The sequence below is a fragment of the Pseudomonas sp. C321 genome (genome assembly GCF_055407105.1).
This window is the reverse complement of the sequence record NZ_JBUZRB010000004.1, coordinates 112,322-127,841: the sequence shown is the minus strand read 5'-3', so window position 1 is coordinate 127,841 and position 15,520 is coordinate 112,322. Positions and strand designations below refer to the sequence as shown.

The window sequence follows — 15,520 nt, the reverse complement described above, 5'->3', positions numbered from 1 at the left end:
GATCCTGCCACAGGTTGCCGTTTGGTGATCCCGAATCCGGCACGTATGATGCATCCCAAACTCCCGCAGATTAGAAGCCTATGTCCCTGATAGTTCTACTGCTTCTGCCTTTTATCGGCAGCTGTCTAGCGGCCTTGCTGCCGCACAACGCACGTAACACTGAGTCCCTGCTGGCCGGCCTTGTTGCCCTGGCCGCAACCGTACAAGTCGCCCTGCTCTACCCCCAGATCGCCGACGGAGGCGTGATTCGCGAAGAGTTCTTCTGGCTGCCCAGCCTGGGACTGAACTTCGTGCTGCGCATGGACGGCTTTGCCTGGTTATTCTCGATGCTGGTGCTGGGCATCGGCGCCCTGGTTTCGCTGTACGCCCGCTATTACATGTCGCCGGACGACCCGGTGCCGCGTTTCTTCGCCTTCTTCCTGGCGTTTATGGGCGCCATGTTGGGCCTGGTGATTTCGGGCAACCTGATTCAGATCGTGTTTTTCTGGGAACTGACCAGCCTGTTCTCGTTCCTGTTGATCGGCTATTGGCATCACCGTTCTGATGCGCGCCGTGGTGCCTATATGGCGCTGATGGTGACCGGTGCGGGTGGTTTGTGCCTGCTGGCGGGGGTAATGCTGCTCGGCCATGTCGTCGGCAGCTACGACCTGGACCTGGTGCTGGCTGCCGGTGACCAGATTCGAGCCCATGCCCTGTACCCGATCCTGCTGGCTCTGATCCTGATCGGCGCCCTGAGTAAAAGCGCGCAATTCCCCTTCCACTTCTGGCTGCCCCACGCCATGGCCGCGCCGACACCGGTCTCGGCCTACCTGCACTCGGCGACGATGGTGAAGGCCGGTGTGTTCCTGCTGGCCCGCCTGTGGCCTTCGTTGTCCGGCAGCGAAGAATGGTTCTGGATCGTCGGCGGCGCTGGCGCCATTACCCTCTTGCTAGGCGCCTATTGCGCAATGTTCCAGAACGACCTCAAAGGCCTGCTGGCCTACTCCACCATCAGCCACCTTGGCCTGATCACGCTCTTGCTGGGTCTCAACAGCCCGCTGGCAGCCGTCGCAGCAGTGTTCCATATTCTCAACCACGCCACCTTCAAGGCGTCGCTGTTCATGGCTGCGGGCATCATTGACCACGAAAGCGGCACCCGTGATATCCGCAAACTCAGCGGCCTGATCCGCCTGATCCCGTTTACCGCCACGCTGGCCATGGTCGCCAGCGCCTCCATGGCCGGCGTGCCGCTGCTCAATGGTTTCCTGTCCAAGGAAATGTTCTTCGCCGAAACCGTGTTCATCTCTTCCACCGCCTGGGTAGAGATCGCCCTGCCGGTGATCGCCACCATCGCCGGCACCTTCAGCGTTGCCTATGCCCTGCGTTTCACGGTGGATGTGTTCTTCGGGCCAACCGCCACCAACTTGCCCCACACCCCGCACGAACCGCCCCGTTGGATGCGCGCACCTGTGGAACTGCTGGTATTCACCTGCCTACTGGTGGGGATTTTCCCGGCCCAGGTGGTCGGTTCGATCCTCGCAGCGGCAGCACTTCCCGTGGTCGGCGGCGTGCTGCCTGAATACAGCCTGGCCATCTGGCACGGCTGGAACGCGCCAATGATCATGAGCCTGGTGGCCATGTCCGGCGGCATTGTGCTCTACCTGCTGCTGCGCAAACAGCTCAAGCAAGGGCGCTTCAAGTACCCGCCGATCATCAGCTATTTCAACGGCAAGCGCATGTTCGAGCGCAGCCTGGTGGTGATGATGCGCGGCGCGCGCAAGATCGAAAAACGCCTAAGCACCAAGCGTTTGCAGCCCCAATTGTTCCTGCTGGTGCTGGCCGCGGTGATCGCCGGATTGATCCCAATGCTCAACAGCGGCATCAGTTGGGGCGACCGGCCGAAGATCCCTGGTTCCATCGTCTTCGTCACCCTGTGGTTGCTGGCGATCGCCTGCGCTCTGGGCGCCGCCTGGCAAGCCAAGTACCACCGGCTGGCAGCCCTGACCATGGTCAGCGTCTGCGGCCTGATGACCTGCGTTACCTTCGTCTGGTTCTCGGCACCGGACCTGGCACTGACCCAACTGGTAGTGGAAGTGGTGACCACCGTGCTGATTTTGCTGGGCCTGCGCTGGCTGCCCCGGCGGATCGAAGAGGTCTCGCCGCTGCCCAGTTCCCTACGCAAGGCGCGCATCCGCCGCCTGCGGGACTTGCTGCTGTCCACCGTGGTCGGCGGTGGCATGGCTCTGTTGTCCTACGCGATGCTGACGCGCCAGACCCCTAACGATATTTCCTCGTTCTACCTCAGTCGCGCCCTGCCAGAAGGCGGCGGCACCAATGTGGTGAATGTGATGCTGGTGGACTTCCGAAGCTTCGACACCCTCGGGGAAATCACTGTGCTGGCGGCCGTGGCGCTGACGGTATACGCCCTGCTGCGCCGCTTCCGCCCACCGAAAGAAAGCATGCAATTGCCCGCGCAACAGCGCCAGCTGGCTCCGGACGTGGCGACCGATCTGGTCAACCCGCGCCAGGCCAGCGACACCGCCCTGGGCTTTATGATGGTGCCGGCGGTGCTGGTGCGCCTGCTGCTGCCGATTGCGGTGGTGGTGTCGTTCTACCTGTTCATGCGTGGCCACAACCAGCCGGGCGGCGGGTTTGTCGCCGGCCTGGTGATGTCGGTGGCATTTATCCTGCAATACATGGTGGCCGGTACCCAGTGGGTCGAGGCGCAGATGAGCCTGCGGCCGTTGCGCTGGATGGGCGTTGGCCTGCTGTCGGCGACCCTGACCGGGCTTGGCGCGCTGGCGTTCGGCTATCCGTTCCTGACCACCCACACCCTGCACTTGAGCCTGCCGGTGCTGGGCGATATCCATATCGCCAGCGCGCTGTTCTTCGACGTTGGCGTGTACGCGGTAGTGGTCGGCTCGACGCTGTTGATGCTCACCGCCCTGGGTCACCAATCGGTACGTGCCCATAAACCCAGCAGCCAGGCGAAAGCCACTGCGACGCCAGGAGGAGCCGCCTGATGGAAGAAGTCATCGCAATTGCCATTGGGGTCTTGGCGGCCTCAGGCGTCTGGCTGATCCTGCGGCCACGGACCTTCCAGGTAGTGATGGGCCTTTGCCTGTTGTCCTACGGGGTCAACCTGTTCATTTTCAGCATGGGCAGCCTGTTTATCGGCAAGGAGCCGACCATCAAGGACGGCGTACCCCAAGACCTGCTCAACTACACCGACCCCCTGCCCCAGGCACTGGTGCTGACGGCGATTGTGATCAGCTTCGCCATGACCGCGCTGTTCCTGGTGGTCTTGCTGGCATCCAGGGGCCTGACTGGCACTGACCATGTGGACGGTCGGGAGCCTAAGGAATGAGCTGGATGAACCAATTGATCATCGCGCCGATCCTGCTGCCGTTGCTGACGGCAGCGCTGATGCTGATGCTCGGCGAGAAACACCGCCCCCTCAAGGCACGAATCAATCTGTTCTCCAGCATGATCGGCCTCGGCGTCTCGGTGCTGTTGCTGTACTGGACCCAGCAGGACGGCACTAGCTCTATCGGTGTGTACCTGCCGGGCAACTGGCAGGTGCCGTTCGGCATCGCGCTGGTGGTGGATCGGCTGTCGGCGCTGATGCTGGTGCTCACCGGGATCATCGGCGTTAGCGCCCTGCTGTTCGCCATGGCCCGCTGGGATCGTGCAGGCACCAGCTTTCACGCGTTGTTCCAGATCCAGTTGATGGGCCTGTACGGTGCGTTTCTCACCGCCGACCTGTTCAACCTGTTCGTGTTCTTCGAGGTACTGCTGGCGGCGTCCTACGGCCTGATGCTCCACGGCTCCGGCCGGGCGCGGGTATCGTCGGGGCTGCATTACATCGCGATCAACCTGTTGGCGTCGTCGCTGTTCCTCATCGGTGCGGCGATGATCTATGGCGTCACCGGCACCCTGAACATGGCTGACCTGGCGCTGAAAATCCCTCTGGTGCCCGAAGCCGATCGCGGCCTGCTGCATGCCGGCGCGGCGATCCTGGCCACGGCGTTCCTGGCCAAGGCCGGAATGTGGCCGCTGAACTTCTGGCTGGCACCGGCCTACTCCGCGGCCAGCGCGCCGGTGGCGGCAATGTTTGCAATCATGACCAAGGTCGGCGTGTACACCGTGCTGCGCCTGTGGACCCTGCTGTTCTCGGGCCAGGCCGGCGCTTCGGCGTACTTTGGCGGCGACTGGCTGATCTACGGCGGCATGGCAACCATCATCTGCGCAGCCCTGGCAATGATCGCCGCGCAACGCCTGGAACGCATGGCCAGCCTGAGCATCCTGGTCTCGGCGGGCATCCTGTTGTCGGCGATAGGTTTTGCCCAACCGGCGCTGACCGCGGGCGCACTGTTCTATCTGGTCAGCTCGACGCTGGCATTGAGCGCGCTATTCCTGTTGGCGGAGCTGATCGAACGTTCTCGCTCCGCCAACGACCTGCCCCTGGACGATGAGATCGAAGCGTTGCCTCGGGCAGTCGAGTCCCTGCATCCGCCACGAGGCACCAACCTGGACGATGAACAAAAAGCTGTGGTCGGCCAGGTGATCCCCTGGACTGTGGCTTTCCTCGGTCTGAGCTTTATTGCCTGCGCCCTGCTGATCATCGGCATGCCGCCGCTGTCGGGGTTCATCGGCAAACTCAGCCTGCTTAGCGCACTGATAAACCCACTGGGCCTGGGCAATGCCCTGGAAGAGCCGATCCGCCCGGCCGCCTGGGGCTTGGTCACGCTGTTGATCTTCTCGGGGCTGGCCTCGCTGATCGCCTTCGCCCGGCTCGGCATCCAGCGCTTCTGGACCCCGGAAGAACGACCGTCACCGCTGCTGCGGCGCTTCGAGTGCGTGCCAATCTTCGTCCTGCTGGCCCTGTCCATCGGGCTGACCTTCAAGGCCGAAACGCTGATGCGTTATACCCAGGACACTGCCGCCAGCCTGAACAACCCAGAGCATTACGTCATGGCCGTCATGGCCACCCGCCCGGTTCCGAGCCCAGAAGCCCGTGCCGCCGCGCTGGAGGTGCAGCCATGAAGCGTCTGTTTCCTGCCCCGTGGCTGTCCTTGTCGCTGTGGTTATTATGGTTAGTGCTGAACCTGTCCATCAGCCCCGGCAACCTCCTGCTGGGGGCGATCCTGGGCTTTTGCGCACCACTGATGATGGCGCCGTTGCGGCCGCTGCCGATCCGCATTCGCCGCCCTGGGGTGATCATCCGCTTGTTCTTCCTGGTGGGTCGCGATGTCGTGGTGTCCAACCTGCTGGTGGCCTGGGGCGTATTGACCTGCGGTTCGCGCCCTCCCCGGTCGAGCTTCATCAAAATCCCCCTCGACCTGCGGGACGCCAACGGCCTGGCGGCGCTATCGATGATCACCACGGTGGTCCCCGGCACCATCTGGTCGGAACTGGCCCTGGACCGCAGCATTCTGCTGCTGCACGTGTTTGATCTGGATGACGAAGCGCAGTTTATCGAGCACTTCAAGCACGCCTACGAGCGGCCCTTGATGGAGATCTTCGAATGAGTGCCCTGCTCTCCAATGCGATCCTGCTCAGCCTGTTCCTGTTTTCCCTGGCGATGGTCCTGACCCTGGTGCGCCTGTTCAAGGGCCCTTCGGCCCAGGACCGAGTGTTGGCGCTGGATTATCTGTACATCCTGGCGATGCTGATGATGCTGGTGCTGGGCATTCGCTATGCCAGTGACACTTACTTCGAGGCGGCGCTGCTGATTGCACTGTTTGGCTTTGTGGGTTCGTTTGCCCTGGCGAAATTCCTGCTGCGTGGCGAGGTGATTGAATGATCAATGTGGGCGCGCTGCCGCTGTGGGTCGAGGTCCTGGTGGCGATCTTATTGGTACTCAGTAGTCTGTTTGCGCTAATTGGTGCGATTGGGCTGGTGCGAATGAAAGATTTTTTCCAGCGCATGCACCCGCCGGCGCTGGCTTCAACGCTGGGGGCCTGGTGTGTGGCGCTGGCCTCGATCATTTACTTTTCGGCGCTCAAGTCCGAGCCGGTGCTTCATGGCTGGTTGATTCCGGTTTTACTATCGATCACGGTGCCGGTGACGACGCTGTTGCTGGCGCGTACAGCGTTGTTTCGCAAGCGGATGGCGGGCGATGATGTGCCGGCCGAGGTGAGTAGTCGCAGTTCTGAGAATGGGGGGTAATGGGCGTTTTTTTTGGTTTTACTGGGTATATATCCGTTATTTTGGTCAGGGCGGATTAGGGTTACGCCCTTACGGCGTGTCACTTTCGAAAAGCGCTCTTGCCCCACCACTTGGTGCCTCGCTTAGGCTCGGCATGCCTTCTCTCCGGCATTGCTCCGTGGGCCGCCGCGAAGGGCCATCGTGGTTAACGGGGCGCCTTAGATCAAAATCAAAAGCACGGCGGCCTGGTAGCCGACCTCAGTGGTGAAAAGCAAGAGCGGATCTACTGTAGGAGCTAGCTTGCTCGCGATGGTCGTTAACGATAACGCGGGCTTCCTGGCTGTCAGCCCCCTAATTCCAAGCTACAACCAACAGCCCCACCCCCAACACCAAACACAGCGGCGAATAAAAAAACGTATCCAGGCGAGCAAACCGCGACCCGCCCACCGTCTTGAAAAAACCTACTAACTCCGAATCGCCAATCGCCCGGGCAAACATGATCACGGCAACGCCACTGATCCCCCATTGCAAGGCCTTATGGCTGATCGGATCAAAATACAGCCCCGCCCGTAAACACACCAACACCGCAATCAACACCAGACCAGCGGCCACCAACAACGCCCCCAGTGCAGTGAGTTTGAAGGCCGGACGCGGTCCGCTGGAGAACTCTGCGGGCAGCTGCGGTATAACCGCCGCACTCCCCAGCTTGCCACCGGCCGCCCAGTACACATGCACCATACTGATAAAGGTAAAAATCCCGACAACCCACCGCGCAACGAAAAAGCTCATGGCTGGATATCCCCTAAAAAGTTCGAAACAGGATAGTCCTCCTGAGATTTTTTGTGGGTATTTCGTCGGCAGCTGGTGATAAAGTGCCGCCCCATGAAACTCGCCCGTACCGACCGTTCACTCATTGCCTGGATGCTCTATTGCTGCGTCCTGTTCAATGTGTTCGCCTGCAGCATCGGCCACGGGCAAATGGTCGGCATGCAGCTAAATGGCATTGGCGGCCAGTTCTGTACGGTAGACCCGCGCACCCAGGCGCCTGCGCCTGCAAGCTCCACCGATGAATCCCTGCCGACCCTATCCAAGGCTTTTGGCTGCCCGGTGTGCTCCAGCGGCGGCATGGGCCCGGCGCTCAATTCAAGCCTCAATGTCGCAGTCATGCCGCAGCCTCAGGCCCCACCGGCCGGGGTTGTTGCCAGCGTAGACAGCCCTTCCCGCTTTACCTGGCCTGCGGCTAATCCGCGCGCCCCGCCCGCCTTCGTCTGATTCTTCGCTTTTTGATCTGCACAGAACATGACCTCCCACCGGAGAGCGTGTCCTTGTGCGTTGCTTTCAAGCCAAGCTTTTCAGGATTTACCGATGAAACATTTACCTCTGTTGGCGAGCCTGTTCGGCTGCCTGCCTGTCAGCGCCTGGGCCATTGAACTGGCGTCCACCACCATTGATGGCGAACAAGCCGCCGAACCGGGCCTGGCCCTGGATCAATCCAGCGGCATGGCTTCGCGCCTGGGATTGAGCGTGCGGGAAACCCCGGCCTCCATCAGCATTGCCAACCGCAACGATATCGAGCGCCGAGGCGCCAAGACCTTCCAGGACGCCGCCAATTCCCTGCCAGGGGTCAATGCCAGCGCACCCCCGGGGTTTGGCGGGTTTATCTCCTATCGGGGCTTCACCAGCAGCCAGATCACCCAGATGTTCAATGGCATCAACGTCGCCAGCGGCCTGGCGCGACCGGTGGACGTGTGGATTTACGACCGGGTGGAACTGGTGGGGGGCCCCTCCTCGCTGATCAACGGTGCCGGCTCCGTGGGCGGGTCGCTGAACTACGTGACCAAACTGGCCACCCGCGAAGAACAGGTCGCCGAGGGCCGGATCAGCTATGGCAGCTATGACACCACTGGCCTGGCCCTGGGCCTCAATCACGCCCTCACCGAACCCGGCGCCGAAGTGCAGCACTACGCGCGCCTGGATGTAAGTCGCAACACCAGCCACACCTACATCGACCGCCAGCAGCGCGACGCCTGGAGCGTGGCGTTTTCCCTGCTCAGCGACCTGACGCCCAACCTGTCCCACACCCTGGCCCTGGAATACCAGGACGAACACGAAGACAGCCCCTACTGGGGCACGCCGGTACTCAATCCCAAGGCCGGCGAGTTGAAGATCGACAAACACAACCGCTTCAACAACTACAACGTGGCGGACGGTCGCTACGAGCAACGGACAATCTGGGCGCGGTCGATCATCGACTACCGGATCAACGACAGCACCAGCCTGCGTAACACCCTTTATCACCTGGATAGCCAGCGCGATTACCGCAACCTGGAGACGTACCAGTACAACGCCGATAACAGCGCGGTAAACCGCTCCACGGCATATCAGGTGCGCCATCAGGGCAAACAGGACGGCAACCAGTTCGAGCTGCGCCATGAAGATACGTTCTTCGGCCTGGCGACCACCTGGTCCAGCGGTTTCGAGTACAAGGTCAACAGCACCACCAACAGCCCGCTGAACGTGTCGGGCAAGAGCAGCGTGGACCCGAACAACTACGATCCAGGGCACTTCTACGACATTCCCGGCACCCGGCCCGGCTTTATCAAGGACAAGACCACCGAAGTGACCACCAAGGCGCTGTTCGTGGAAAACCGCCTGGGGCTGACTGACAAGTTGTCACTGCTGACTGGCCTGCGCTACGACGCCATTGACCTGGATGTCACCAATCACCGGGTGGCGACGACGATCAACCCGCGGCACTTCAAGCGCAGCTGGGAACCCGTGACCGGCCGCATCGGCCTGACCTACCAGTTCATTCCATCGGCCAATGTCTACGTGCAATACAGCACCGCCGCCGAACAGCCGTCGACCACCACCCAGGTGTTCGACGTGTCCACCGGCAAGCAATGGGAAGTGGGCAGCAAGTTCGACTACCTCGACGGCCGGGGCTCCGCCACTGTTGCCGCCTACAAGATCGAGCGCAAGGACTTCGCCGTGACTGATCCGCAGGACTCGACCAACAGCATTCCGGTCGGCGCGCAGTCGTCCAAGGGTATCGAATTGGCCAGTTCCTTGCGGATTACTCCCAAGCTGTTGGCCGAGGGCAACTTCGCCTGGGTCGATGCCGAGTACGACGACTTCAATGAAAAAATCGCCAGCGGCGCAGTAGTGTCGCGCAAGGGCAATACGCCAACCAACGTGCCGAAGCGGGTGGGCAATGTGTGGCTGACCTATGACTTTGCGCCGAATTGGCAAGGGGGGGTGGATGCGCGGTATGTGGCGTCGGTGTATGCCGACAATGCCAATACGATGACGGTGCCGGCGTATACCTTGTTCGGGACGTTTTTGACTTACAAAGTGGACCAGCACACCTCTGTGACTGGCCGGGTACGTAACCTGACCAATGAGGTGTATGCCCAGTTTGCCCATGTGTCGCCGGTGTATTACTTGGGGTCACCGAGGACATTTGAGGTGGCGGTGCAAACGCGATTTTAAAAAATAGAGATCGTTCCCACGCTGTGGGGACGATCATTAGATGTCACTTCAGACTGGCCTCGACCCTCTGCGCCACATCCTCGGTCAACCAGGCTTTCCAGACCTCTGGGTGCGACTTGAGGAACGCCTGCGCCACTTCACGGGGCGGCGTGTGCCTCTCGCTCATCTCGGCCAGCGCCTTGTTCAGTGGTTCAATCGGAAAGTCGACCTTGGCGAAAAACTCGCAGATCTGCGGATACTGCTGTTGGAACGGCGTCGACACACCAATGCTCAACTTGGATGCCAGAGAGCGAGTCGGTTTCGGATTGGGGTTATCGGCATCGGTCAGGGTCTTCCAGGCCTCGGCGTCAAACGGTGGCTCTTCCAGTTGGACCAGCTTGAAGCGCCCAATCAGCGGCGTGGGTGACCAGTAGTAAAACAGGATCGGCTTGCCGCGACGGATCGACGAGGCAATCTCGGCATCCAGCGCCGCGCCCGAACCACTGCGAAAGTTCACATAACTATCGTCCAGCCCATAGGCCTTGAGTTTCTGTTTGTTGACCACTTCCGAGGTCCAGCCGATGGGGCTATTGAGAAAACGGCCCTTGGTCGGTGCTTCCGGGTCCTTGAACACGTCCTTGTAGCGCGCCAGGTCCGTTACGCTGCGCAACTGCGGCGCCAGGGGTTTGATGCCCTTGGCCGGGTCACCCTTGATCACGTATTCCGGCACCCACCAGCCTTCGGTGGCACCTTTGACGGTGTCGCCCAGGCCGGCCACCTTGCCTTCAGCCTCGGCCTTGACCCACACAGGGCTGCGTCCTGCCCACTCTTCACCGATCACCTGGATATCGTTTTTCGCCAGGGCGGTTTCCAGGGTAATCGTGGTGCCAGGCAAAGTATCGGTGGGCAAGTCATAGCCCTTTTCGACGATAAATCGCAGCACCTCAGTGATCAAGCTGCCACTTTCCCAGTTCAGGTCAGCAAAATGGATCGGCGCCTGGGCGGCCGACACCGGCAGCGACGCCACCGACAGGCTAAGAGTCGTCAGGGAAGCCGCCAACAGCGCTCGAATTGCTTTCATGCCTTTGCACCTCGTGTTTTACACAGCAATAGCGGATGGCTTTGCTGTAACACCGCGAAGCCTCTGAATACTTAAGTCAACACAACTGTAGTAGAGGTTTCAATGAACAAGGCAGGTCGCCTGCTTTTACGGCAGATTATGCAAATGCTGCAACTCTCGGCGCACCATGCTGGCGTACTCGGCGGGACGTAGTTCGTACAACTGGCTGGCCACCCAGTTCAACCAGGCTCCCTGCAAATCACCCTTGCGGGCAAACAACTCGGCCGCCTTGGCCTGGGCGTCCGACAAGTGCTGCTGGTGAAATTGCGCCCGGTCCAGGCTCATTACTCGCTGGCCTTGAAGGTCACGAGCTCACCCTTGCGCCATTTGGCGGCCTTGCCGGTCACGGCTTTCAGGGTTTTGGTCAAGCCTTCCTGCAGCTGTTCGTTGGCAGCGAAGACCAGCATCACGCTGTGGCCTTCCTTGAACACAATGCCCTGGCCTTCAGCCGAGGAAACAAAGGCATAGTCGCCCAACCCATACACAGTCAACTTGATATCGCGGAACTTGAGTTCGAACTTGCCACCTTCACGGCTCGGCAATACAGCTGCACGAAAATGATCACCCACCTTGAGTTCCAGTCGTTGTTTGTCGTCTACCACCATCGCGGCCTCTGTATCGACTTCAGCGATGTAAATGCCTTCAGGCGTTTGTTCAGTGATGTAGACAAAACGGGATTGAAACTGTTTGACCAACTTTGCGCGCAAATCACCCAACACGAACAATGCGTGCATATCCAGATTACTGACTGCCAAGGAAACGCCCCCACATCAAAAAAGGTGCTACCTGCCCAAGCGGGCAGCACGAAAAAGCGGCCAATACGGCACGGTCATGAAATATGTAACACAGAAAAAGCTGAAGAAAACTCCCACCACGGCGCCGTAAGACCCGTCAGACGTGCCCGACGGACCTTAAGCGAAAGTCGTCAGGCGTTGCAGGAAATCATAAGTTCAACCTCCAGAGAATACTGGACGATCAACTTCAGAGAATAACCCATTTGAAAATGTAGTTTTCCGACAGCCAAAACGAAAGAAAATACCTTGGTCTGGAACCAGGCGTCGGATGCTGACGGCAATACTAAAACAGCAACACGGGTCAAAACCACCTGAAAGAACTGCCAGCGGGTCAACAGCACCGATCGACAGGAGCTGACCATGCAACTGCTTCAACACCGCTCTGCCCTTTCGCACGCGGGCTCAGCGTTTATCGATGACGGTGCATTCTACAGCCTGTACGCCGATGGCGGGTGCCTGCATTCAGCCATGTATCGGGTAGTGCCCGCAGGAAGAAACTTTTTCCACATCCTGGAAGTGCCCAGGGTTGTCGTTTCGTCACATCAATGACTTTACTGCGCCACCAGCCAACAACAACTGCCATACTGGCCCGTCCAATGAAGTTTGCCCCATGCCGCATGGGTTCATCAGCGCAATTACCTCCAAGGGAAGGCTATACGTGACGGAATTTGATATAGGCGAATTTTTCATCCATGGCGAAGCCAGGGAAGTAGACGGCGAATTTCAAGCCGTGATTGTCATGCGGGCAAAGGCACCACTGACCACGATCACTGCTCACCAGGTGGAAAAGGATCGCTGGTTCAAAACCGTAGACTCTGCCGCAGCGGCCGCCAAGGATGCCGCCCAGGCACTTAAAAACGCTGTCGACTCAGGGGCGCTGACCTCGTAACTGGCCGGGCGCAATAATCAGATCGAACTCTCCAGCGCGCAAAACCTCCCATGCATACCGATGACTTCGCCCATGGAGAACGATATGGAAGCGCCAACACATACCCTTGAAAACCTGTTTGAACAGTTGGGGCTGGATGCTTCCCCGAAGATGATCGATAGCTTTATCGGCCAGCATCACTTGCCTGAAGACGTGAAGTTGATCGACGCACCGTTCTGGTCACCACAGCAGGCTCAATTTTTAAAAGAAGAACTGCGTGAAGATGCCGACTGGGCTATCGCCGTGGATGAACTAAACCAGCGCCTCCATCAGTCGTAGCAGGCTGGGTTCAATGCAGGCGGTCTGATTGTTCCGCCCTCAGCAGCGCCTGCCAGGCAGCACGGCATTCTTCGGCTTCATCGCGACTGGCGAAGGCCGTGCCGCGCTGTTCACCGTTGAGCAGCACCACCCAACAGGCCTTGCGTCCCAGCGCGCGCAACGTTGGCGGCACACCACTGCCGATCATCACGGCGACATCGACTTTGCTTTGCATTAAGGTTCTCCGCACAGTTAGTTAGCAAGCTAACAATACTGCTCATGCTACGGTTTTCCTCCCGCGGGAAAAAGCCACCTGCGGAATAGCTTCATTACATGGCCGGTAACAATCACCTTCAGTTAACGTCCTTCAGGCTTGTACCCCAATCGTAAACCACCCCAATGCCGGCCCTTGACCATGATCGGCACCGAGAGGTCGTGCATCAACTCGCCGGTATCGCGCGTGTAAGTCTGCAACAACACTGCCTGCTGATGACTGCCACAGCGAATCCCGGTGCGGTCTTCGAACTTGCGCTTGGTGCGGTTGTGCACCGCATCTACCTGGGCATCACCCGTCAACGCCTGTGAAAAAGCCTTGTTGTGGGTCGGCACATAGCCTTGAGGCGTGCAAGCGATGGCAAATACCAGGCCTTCATGACGGGGTAGCAACGCTTCCTGGATGCTCGGCAAAACCTGGTCGGTATAGCCGTCGAAACGGCTGTGATACTTGCCGGGGCTGGTATTGGGAATCAGCGTATAGCTGCGGTTGAACAGGTCATCGAGGCTGACGCGGTTTTGCAGGACATCGGCCTCAAACTGCGCGGCGATCTGGCTGGCGCCCTCCCGAGCCAGGTCGTAGATGCGCTGGTGATAGTCGTCGAGGCCGACTTCAGCCAGGCGTTCGCTGATGGTTTCGGCCTGCCCTTCCATTTGCACAGCGGCCTGCGCCAGTTGTCGGGTTTGCTGGTCGCTGACGGTCAAATCGCTGCGCATCTGCTCCACCGCGTGGAACAAACTGTCGAGTTGCTCGCGGTTGGTGTCAGTGCCCTGGGCGATCTCGCTGACCTGGCCCTCCACATCCGCTGCCAGGGTGGCAATACTCTCCAGTTGCTGGCCAGCCTGCTCCACCTGCTCTACACCGGACTGCAAATCCGCCGACAGCTGGCGGATCTGCTCCACCACTTGGCTGGTGCGTTGCTGAATATCGGCGACCATCACTCCGACTTCATCGGTAGCGGTGGCCGTTCGACCGGCTAGCCCGCGCACCTCATCGGCCACCACCGCAAAACCCCGACCGTGCTCACCGGCCCGGGCCGCTTCAATAGCGGCATTCAAGGCCAACAGGTTGGTTTGGCTGGCGATGGACTGGATCACCAGCGTGACCCGCTGGATTTCTTCACTGCGCAGGCTCAACGCCTCGATCAACTGGCGGCTGTCATTGGCGCGCTGGCTGAGCTGATGCATACGGCTGATGGACTCGGCCAGCACCGTGCGGCCTTCGGTGCTGCGCTGGTGAGCCTGGCTGGCGGCGCCCAGGGCCTGGCGGCTGAGTTGGGAAGTGACCTGCTCGGTGCCGATCATGACTTCGGCGCTGCTGACAATCTGCTGGGCGGCGCTCAATTGCGACTGCAGCCTAGCGGCCAGTTGCTTGACCGAATAGGCCACACCAGCGGCCGACAGCGCGTTGTGGCTGGTGGTGTAGGACAGATCGCGAGTCAGTTCACCCATGGCGTCGCGGGCCACAGTCGGCGCGGCGCTGGGTGTTCGGCTTTTCAGACGGGGCAGCCAGATCAGCAGCAGGGCCACCGGCAGGCAGAGGTAAATCGACAGGTTGGCGAATGCCAGGCCAAGCAGCAACAGCACCAGGGCGACGCTTTGCAGCAGTGGTGTCACCCAACCGGGCAGGTGGCGAGCCACCGTTTGCGGCGGCACTGTTGCGCCTGTCAGAGATCCGTCCCCAGCCATGTTGTCACCCCACTGCTTGTCGTTATTGTGTCTGCATTAAACGCCACTATCCGGCCATTATCCATGGGCCTTTGGTGTTAGGGAGCGCAGCAGATCAATAGACGGGAGAGGGGCAGGGTCTATAGGCCAAACGGTTCTGTAATGAGCGGGCAAGCCCGCTCGCCACGCGCATCAAGCTTGACGCTGATGCTTGTCGATTTGCTCGTGGCGCTCTTGCGCTTCGATGCAGTACTTGGTGGTCGGGCTGATCAGCAGGCGCTTAAGGCCAATAGCCTCGCCGCTGTCGTCACACCAGCCAAAGGAGTCATCATTGATGCGACCCAGGGCCTGTTCCAGTTGCGGCAGCAGGCGCTGGTCGCGGTCGATGGCGTTGACCAGCCAGGTGCGCTCTTCTTCCACAGAAGCAGCGTCAGCCGGATCAGCCGGGGTGTCCAGGCTTTCAATGGCGATGCGGTTCTGCTCAATGCGCTCGTGGTGCTCGACTTTCATGGCTTGCAGCAACTTTTCAAAGAAAGCGTGCTGTTCGGCATTCATGTAGTCATCCGCCGGCATGGCCAGCAACTTTTCCTTTGTCATTGATTTCTCTATAAAAAATACGTGCATCAAGGCGAATAAGGGAGCGTTCCGGTCGACCCTTGCAGGTCTCGGAAAGGCGCCGTCCATTTCAAGCGCCTCCCGGCACTCAATTTACGAGGGGCGGCAGTCTAAGGCCGACTTGAGGGCTCAGCAACTGAAATGACAGGCAATTTGTCCGACACTTCCCCAAAAGGCACCAGGACGGGCTCGGCAGGCAGTTATCGGAGTGCGTTTATAGCAAGAAATTCAATGTTGTGGATCTGTATAGAAGACAAACGGTTA

17 protein-coding genes are annotated in these 15,520 nt (G+C 59.8%); 10 read left to right on the top strand and 7 right to left on the bottom strand.

Annotated elements, in window-relative coordinates:
• The first annotated feature begins 80 nt into the window (after positions 1-80).
• From ACZRJ6_RS13380 to ACZRJ6_RS13355, 6 genes are read left to right on the top strand one after another with little or no spacing between them, the layout of a single operon-like run.
• Positions 81-3,002 carry a monovalent cation/H+ antiporter subunit A gene (locus ACZRJ6_RS13380; protein ID WP_463968795.1) on the top strand — a complete coding sequence of 974 codons (2,922 nt, stop codon included), beginning with the start codon at positions 81-83 and terminating at the stop codon, positions 3,000-3,002.
• On the top strand, positions 3,002-3,346 hold the full coding sequence (locus ACZRJ6_RS13375; protein ID WP_463968796.1) for a Na+/H+ antiporter subunit C: 345 nt from the start codon (positions 3,002-3,004) through the stop codon (positions 3,344-3,346). The genes ACZRJ6_RS13380 and ACZRJ6_RS13375 overlap by 1 nt, the downstream gene beginning before the upstream one ends.
• Positions 3,343-5,025 (top strand): monovalent cation/H+ antiporter subunit D, encoded by a 1,683-nt coding sequence (locus ACZRJ6_RS13370; RefSeq protein WP_463968797.1) that lies wholly within the window; start codon positions 3,343-3,345, stop codon positions 5,023-5,025. The genes ACZRJ6_RS13375 and ACZRJ6_RS13370 overlap by 4 nt, the downstream gene beginning before the upstream one ends.
• Positions 5,022-5,510 (top strand): Na+/H+ antiporter subunit E, encoded by a 489-nt coding sequence (locus ACZRJ6_RS13365; RefSeq protein WP_463968798.1) that lies wholly within the window; start codon positions 5,022-5,024, stop codon positions 5,508-5,510. Before ACZRJ6_RS13370 ends, ACZRJ6_RS13365 begins: the two co-directional genes overlap by 4 nt.
• Positions 5,507-5,785 carry a K+/H+ antiporter subunit F gene (locus ACZRJ6_RS13360; RefSeq protein WP_038846025.1) on the top strand — a complete coding sequence of 93 codons (279 nt, stop codon included), beginning with the start codon at positions 5,507-5,509 and terminating at the stop codon, positions 5,783-5,785. Before ACZRJ6_RS13365 ends, ACZRJ6_RS13360 begins: the two co-directional genes overlap by 4 nt.
• Positions 5,782-6,150, top strand: a complete 369-nt coding sequence (locus ACZRJ6_RS13355) for a Na+/H+ antiporter subunit G (protein WP_463968799.1) — start codon at positions 5,782-5,784, stop codon at positions 6,148-6,150. The genes ACZRJ6_RS13360 and ACZRJ6_RS13355 overlap by 4 nt, the downstream gene beginning before the upstream one ends.
• Before the next feature lie 330 nt (positions 6,151-6,480).
• On the opposite strand, the gene ACZRJ6_RS13350 is transcribed toward ACZRJ6_RS13355, so the two are convergent.
• Positions 6,481-6,918 (bottom strand): DUF3995 domain-containing protein, encoded by a 438-nt coding sequence (locus ACZRJ6_RS13350; RefSeq protein ID WP_133101144.1) that lies wholly within the window; start codon positions 6,916-6,918, stop codon positions 6,481-6,483.
• 93 nt (positions 6,919-7,011) lie between these two features.
• Here ACZRJ6_RS13350 and ACZRJ6_RS13345 point away from each other — a divergent pair, with 93 nt between their 5' ends.
• Positions 7,012-7,401 carry a DUF2946 domain-containing protein gene (locus ACZRJ6_RS13345; RefSeq protein WP_463968800.1) on the top strand — a complete coding sequence of 130 codons (390 nt, stop codon included), beginning with the start codon at positions 7,012-7,014 and terminating at the stop codon, positions 7,399-7,401.
• A 93-nt stretch (positions 7,402-7,494) separates the two neighbouring features.
• A complete protein-coding gene (locus tag ACZRJ6_RS13340) occupies positions 7,495-9,621 on the top strand; it encodes a TonB-dependent receptor (RefSeq protein WP_463968801.1) in 2,127 nt (708 codons plus the stop codon).
• A 43-nt stretch (positions 9,622-9,664) separates the two neighbouring features.
• On the opposite strand, the gene ACZRJ6_RS13335 is transcribed toward ACZRJ6_RS13340, so the two are convergent.
• The 3 genes from ACZRJ6_RS13335 to ACZRJ6_RS13325 all read right to left on the bottom strand — a co-directional run bounded on the left by ACZRJ6_RS13335 (position 9,665) and on the right by ACZRJ6_RS13325 (position 11,454).
• Positions 9,665-10,681 carry an ABC transporter substrate-binding protein gene (locus ACZRJ6_RS13335; RefSeq protein WP_463968802.1) on the bottom strand — a complete coding sequence of 339 codons (1,017 nt, stop codon included), beginning with the start codon at positions 10,679-10,681 and terminating at the stop codon, positions 9,665-9,667.
• A 126-nt stretch (positions 10,682-10,807) separates the two neighbouring features.
• Positions 10,808-11,005 carry a hypothetical protein gene (locus ACZRJ6_RS13330; RefSeq protein ID WP_463968803.1) on the bottom strand — a complete coding sequence of 66 codons (198 nt, stop codon included), beginning with the start codon at positions 11,003-11,005 and terminating at the stop codon, positions 10,808-10,810.
• A complete protein-coding gene (locus ACZRJ6_RS13325; RefSeq protein ID WP_463968888.1) occupies positions 11,005-11,454 on the bottom strand; it encodes a hypothetical protein in 450 nt (149 codons plus the stop codon). Before ACZRJ6_RS13325 ends, ACZRJ6_RS13330 begins: the two co-directional genes overlap by 1 nt.
• Positions 11,455-12,172: 718 nt before the next feature.
• On the opposite strand from ACZRJ6_RS13325, the gene ACZRJ6_RS13320 reads away from it, so the two are divergent.
• Together ACZRJ6_RS13320 and ACZRJ6_RS13315 are read left to right on the top strand one after the other, a co-directional pair.
• Entirely contained in the window at positions 12,173-12,403 is a 231-nt protein-coding gene (locus ACZRJ6_RS13320; protein WP_463968889.1) for a hypothetical protein, read from the top strand.
• 84 nt (positions 12,404-12,487) lie between these two features.
• The gene (locus ACZRJ6_RS13315; RefSeq protein WP_149412700.1) at positions 12,488-12,721 is read left to right on the top strand and encodes a DUF2789 domain-containing protein; all 234 of its coding nucleotides are present in this window, start codon (positions 12,488-12,490) and stop codon (positions 12,719-12,721) included.
• Between the two features lie 10 nt (positions 12,722-12,731).
• Here the strand turns inward: ACZRJ6_RS13315 and ACZRJ6_RS13310 are convergent, their stop codons facing one another.
• The 3 genes from ACZRJ6_RS13310 to ACZRJ6_RS13300 all read right to left on the bottom strand — a co-directional run bounded on the left by ACZRJ6_RS13310 (position 12,732) and on the right by ACZRJ6_RS13300 (position 15,238).
• Complete coding sequence (locus tag ACZRJ6_RS13310; RefSeq protein WP_149412701.1) at positions 12,732-12,935, bottom strand: hypothetical protein; 204 nt, start codon at positions 12,933-12,935, stop codon at positions 12,732-12,734.
• A 122-nt stretch (positions 12,936-13,057) separates the two neighbouring features.
• Positions 13,058-14,278 (bottom strand): methyl-accepting chemotaxis protein, encoded by a 1,221-nt coding sequence (locus ACZRJ6_RS13305; protein ID WP_463982299.1) that lies wholly within the window; start codon positions 14,276-14,278, stop codon positions 13,058-13,060.
• Positions 14,279-14,833: 555 nt separating this feature from the next.
• The gene (locus ACZRJ6_RS13300; RefSeq protein ID WP_149412703.1) at positions 14,834-15,238 is read right to left on the bottom strand and encodes a TraR/DksA family transcriptional regulator; all 405 of its coding nucleotides are present in this window, start codon (positions 15,236-15,238) and stop codon (positions 14,834-14,836) included.
• Positions 15,239-15,520 lie beyond the last annotated feature (282 nt).

What these genes read in the sequence shown, in the direction of transcription:
- ACZRJ6_RS13380 (WP_463968795.1), top strand. Translation starts at nt 81, where the DNA reads ATGTCCCTGATAGTTCTACTGCTTCTGCCTTTTATCGGCAGCTGTCTA.
- ACZRJ6_RS13375 (WP_463968796.1), top strand. Translation starts at nt 3,002, where the DNA reads ATGGAAGAAGTCATCGCAATTGCCATTGGGGTCTTGGCGGCCTCAGGC.
- ACZRJ6_RS13370 (WP_463968797.1), top strand. Translation starts at nt 3,343, where the DNA reads ATGAGCTGGATGAACCAATTGATCATCGCGCCGATCCTGCTGCCGTTG.
- ACZRJ6_RS13365 (WP_463968798.1), top strand. Translation starts at nt 5,022, where the DNA reads ATGAAGCGTCTGTTTCCTGCCCCGTGGCTGTCCTTGTCGCTGTGGTTA.
- ACZRJ6_RS13360 (WP_038846025.1), top strand. Translation starts at nt 5,507, where the DNA reads ATGAGTGCCCTGCTCTCCAATGCGATCCTGCTCAGCCTGTTCCTGTTT.
- ACZRJ6_RS13355 (WP_463968799.1), top strand. Translation starts at nt 5,782, where the DNA reads ATGATCAATGTGGGCGCGCTGCCGCTGTGGGTCGAGGTCCTGGTGGCG.
- ACZRJ6_RS13350 (WP_133101144.1), bottom strand. Translation starts at nt 6,918, where the DNA reads ATGAGCTTTTTCGTTGCGCGGTGGGTTGTCGGGATTTTTACCTTTATC.
- ACZRJ6_RS13345 (WP_463968800.1), top strand. Translation starts at nt 7,012, where the DNA reads ATGAAACTCGCCCGTACCGACCGTTCACTCATTGCCTGGATGCTCTAT.
- ACZRJ6_RS13340 (WP_463968801.1), top strand. Translation starts at nt 7,495, where the DNA reads ATGAAACATTTACCTCTGTTGGCGAGCCTGTTCGGCTGCCTGCCTGTC.
- ACZRJ6_RS13335 (WP_463968802.1), bottom strand. Translation starts at nt 10,681, where the DNA reads ATGAAAGCAATTCGAGCGCTGTTGGCGGCTTCCCTGACGACTCTTAGC.
- ACZRJ6_RS13330 (WP_463968803.1), bottom strand. Translation starts at nt 11,005, where the DNA reads ATGAGCCTGGACCGGGCGCAATTTCACCAGCAGCACTTGTCGGACGCC.
- ACZRJ6_RS13325 (WP_463968888.1), bottom strand. Translation starts at nt 11,454, where the DNA reads ATGCACGCATTGTTCGTGTTGGGTGATTTGCGCGCAAAGTTGGTCAAA.
- ACZRJ6_RS13315 (WP_149412700.1), top strand. Translation starts at nt 12,488, where the DNA reads ATGGAAGCGCCAACACATACCCTTGAAAACCTGTTTGAACAGTTGGGG.
- ACZRJ6_RS13310 (WP_149412701.1), bottom strand. Translation starts at nt 12,935, where the DNA reads ATGCAAAGCAAAGTCGATGTCGCCGTGATGATCGGCAGTGGTGTGCCG.
- ACZRJ6_RS13305 (WP_463982299.1), bottom strand. Translation starts at nt 14,278, where the DNA reads ATGATCGGCACCGAGCAGGTCACTTCCCAACTCAGCCGCCAGGCCCTG.
- ACZRJ6_RS13300 (WP_149412703.1), bottom strand. Translation starts at nt 15,238, where the DNA reads ATGACAAAGGAAAAGTTGCTGGCCATGCCGGCGGATGACTACATGAAT.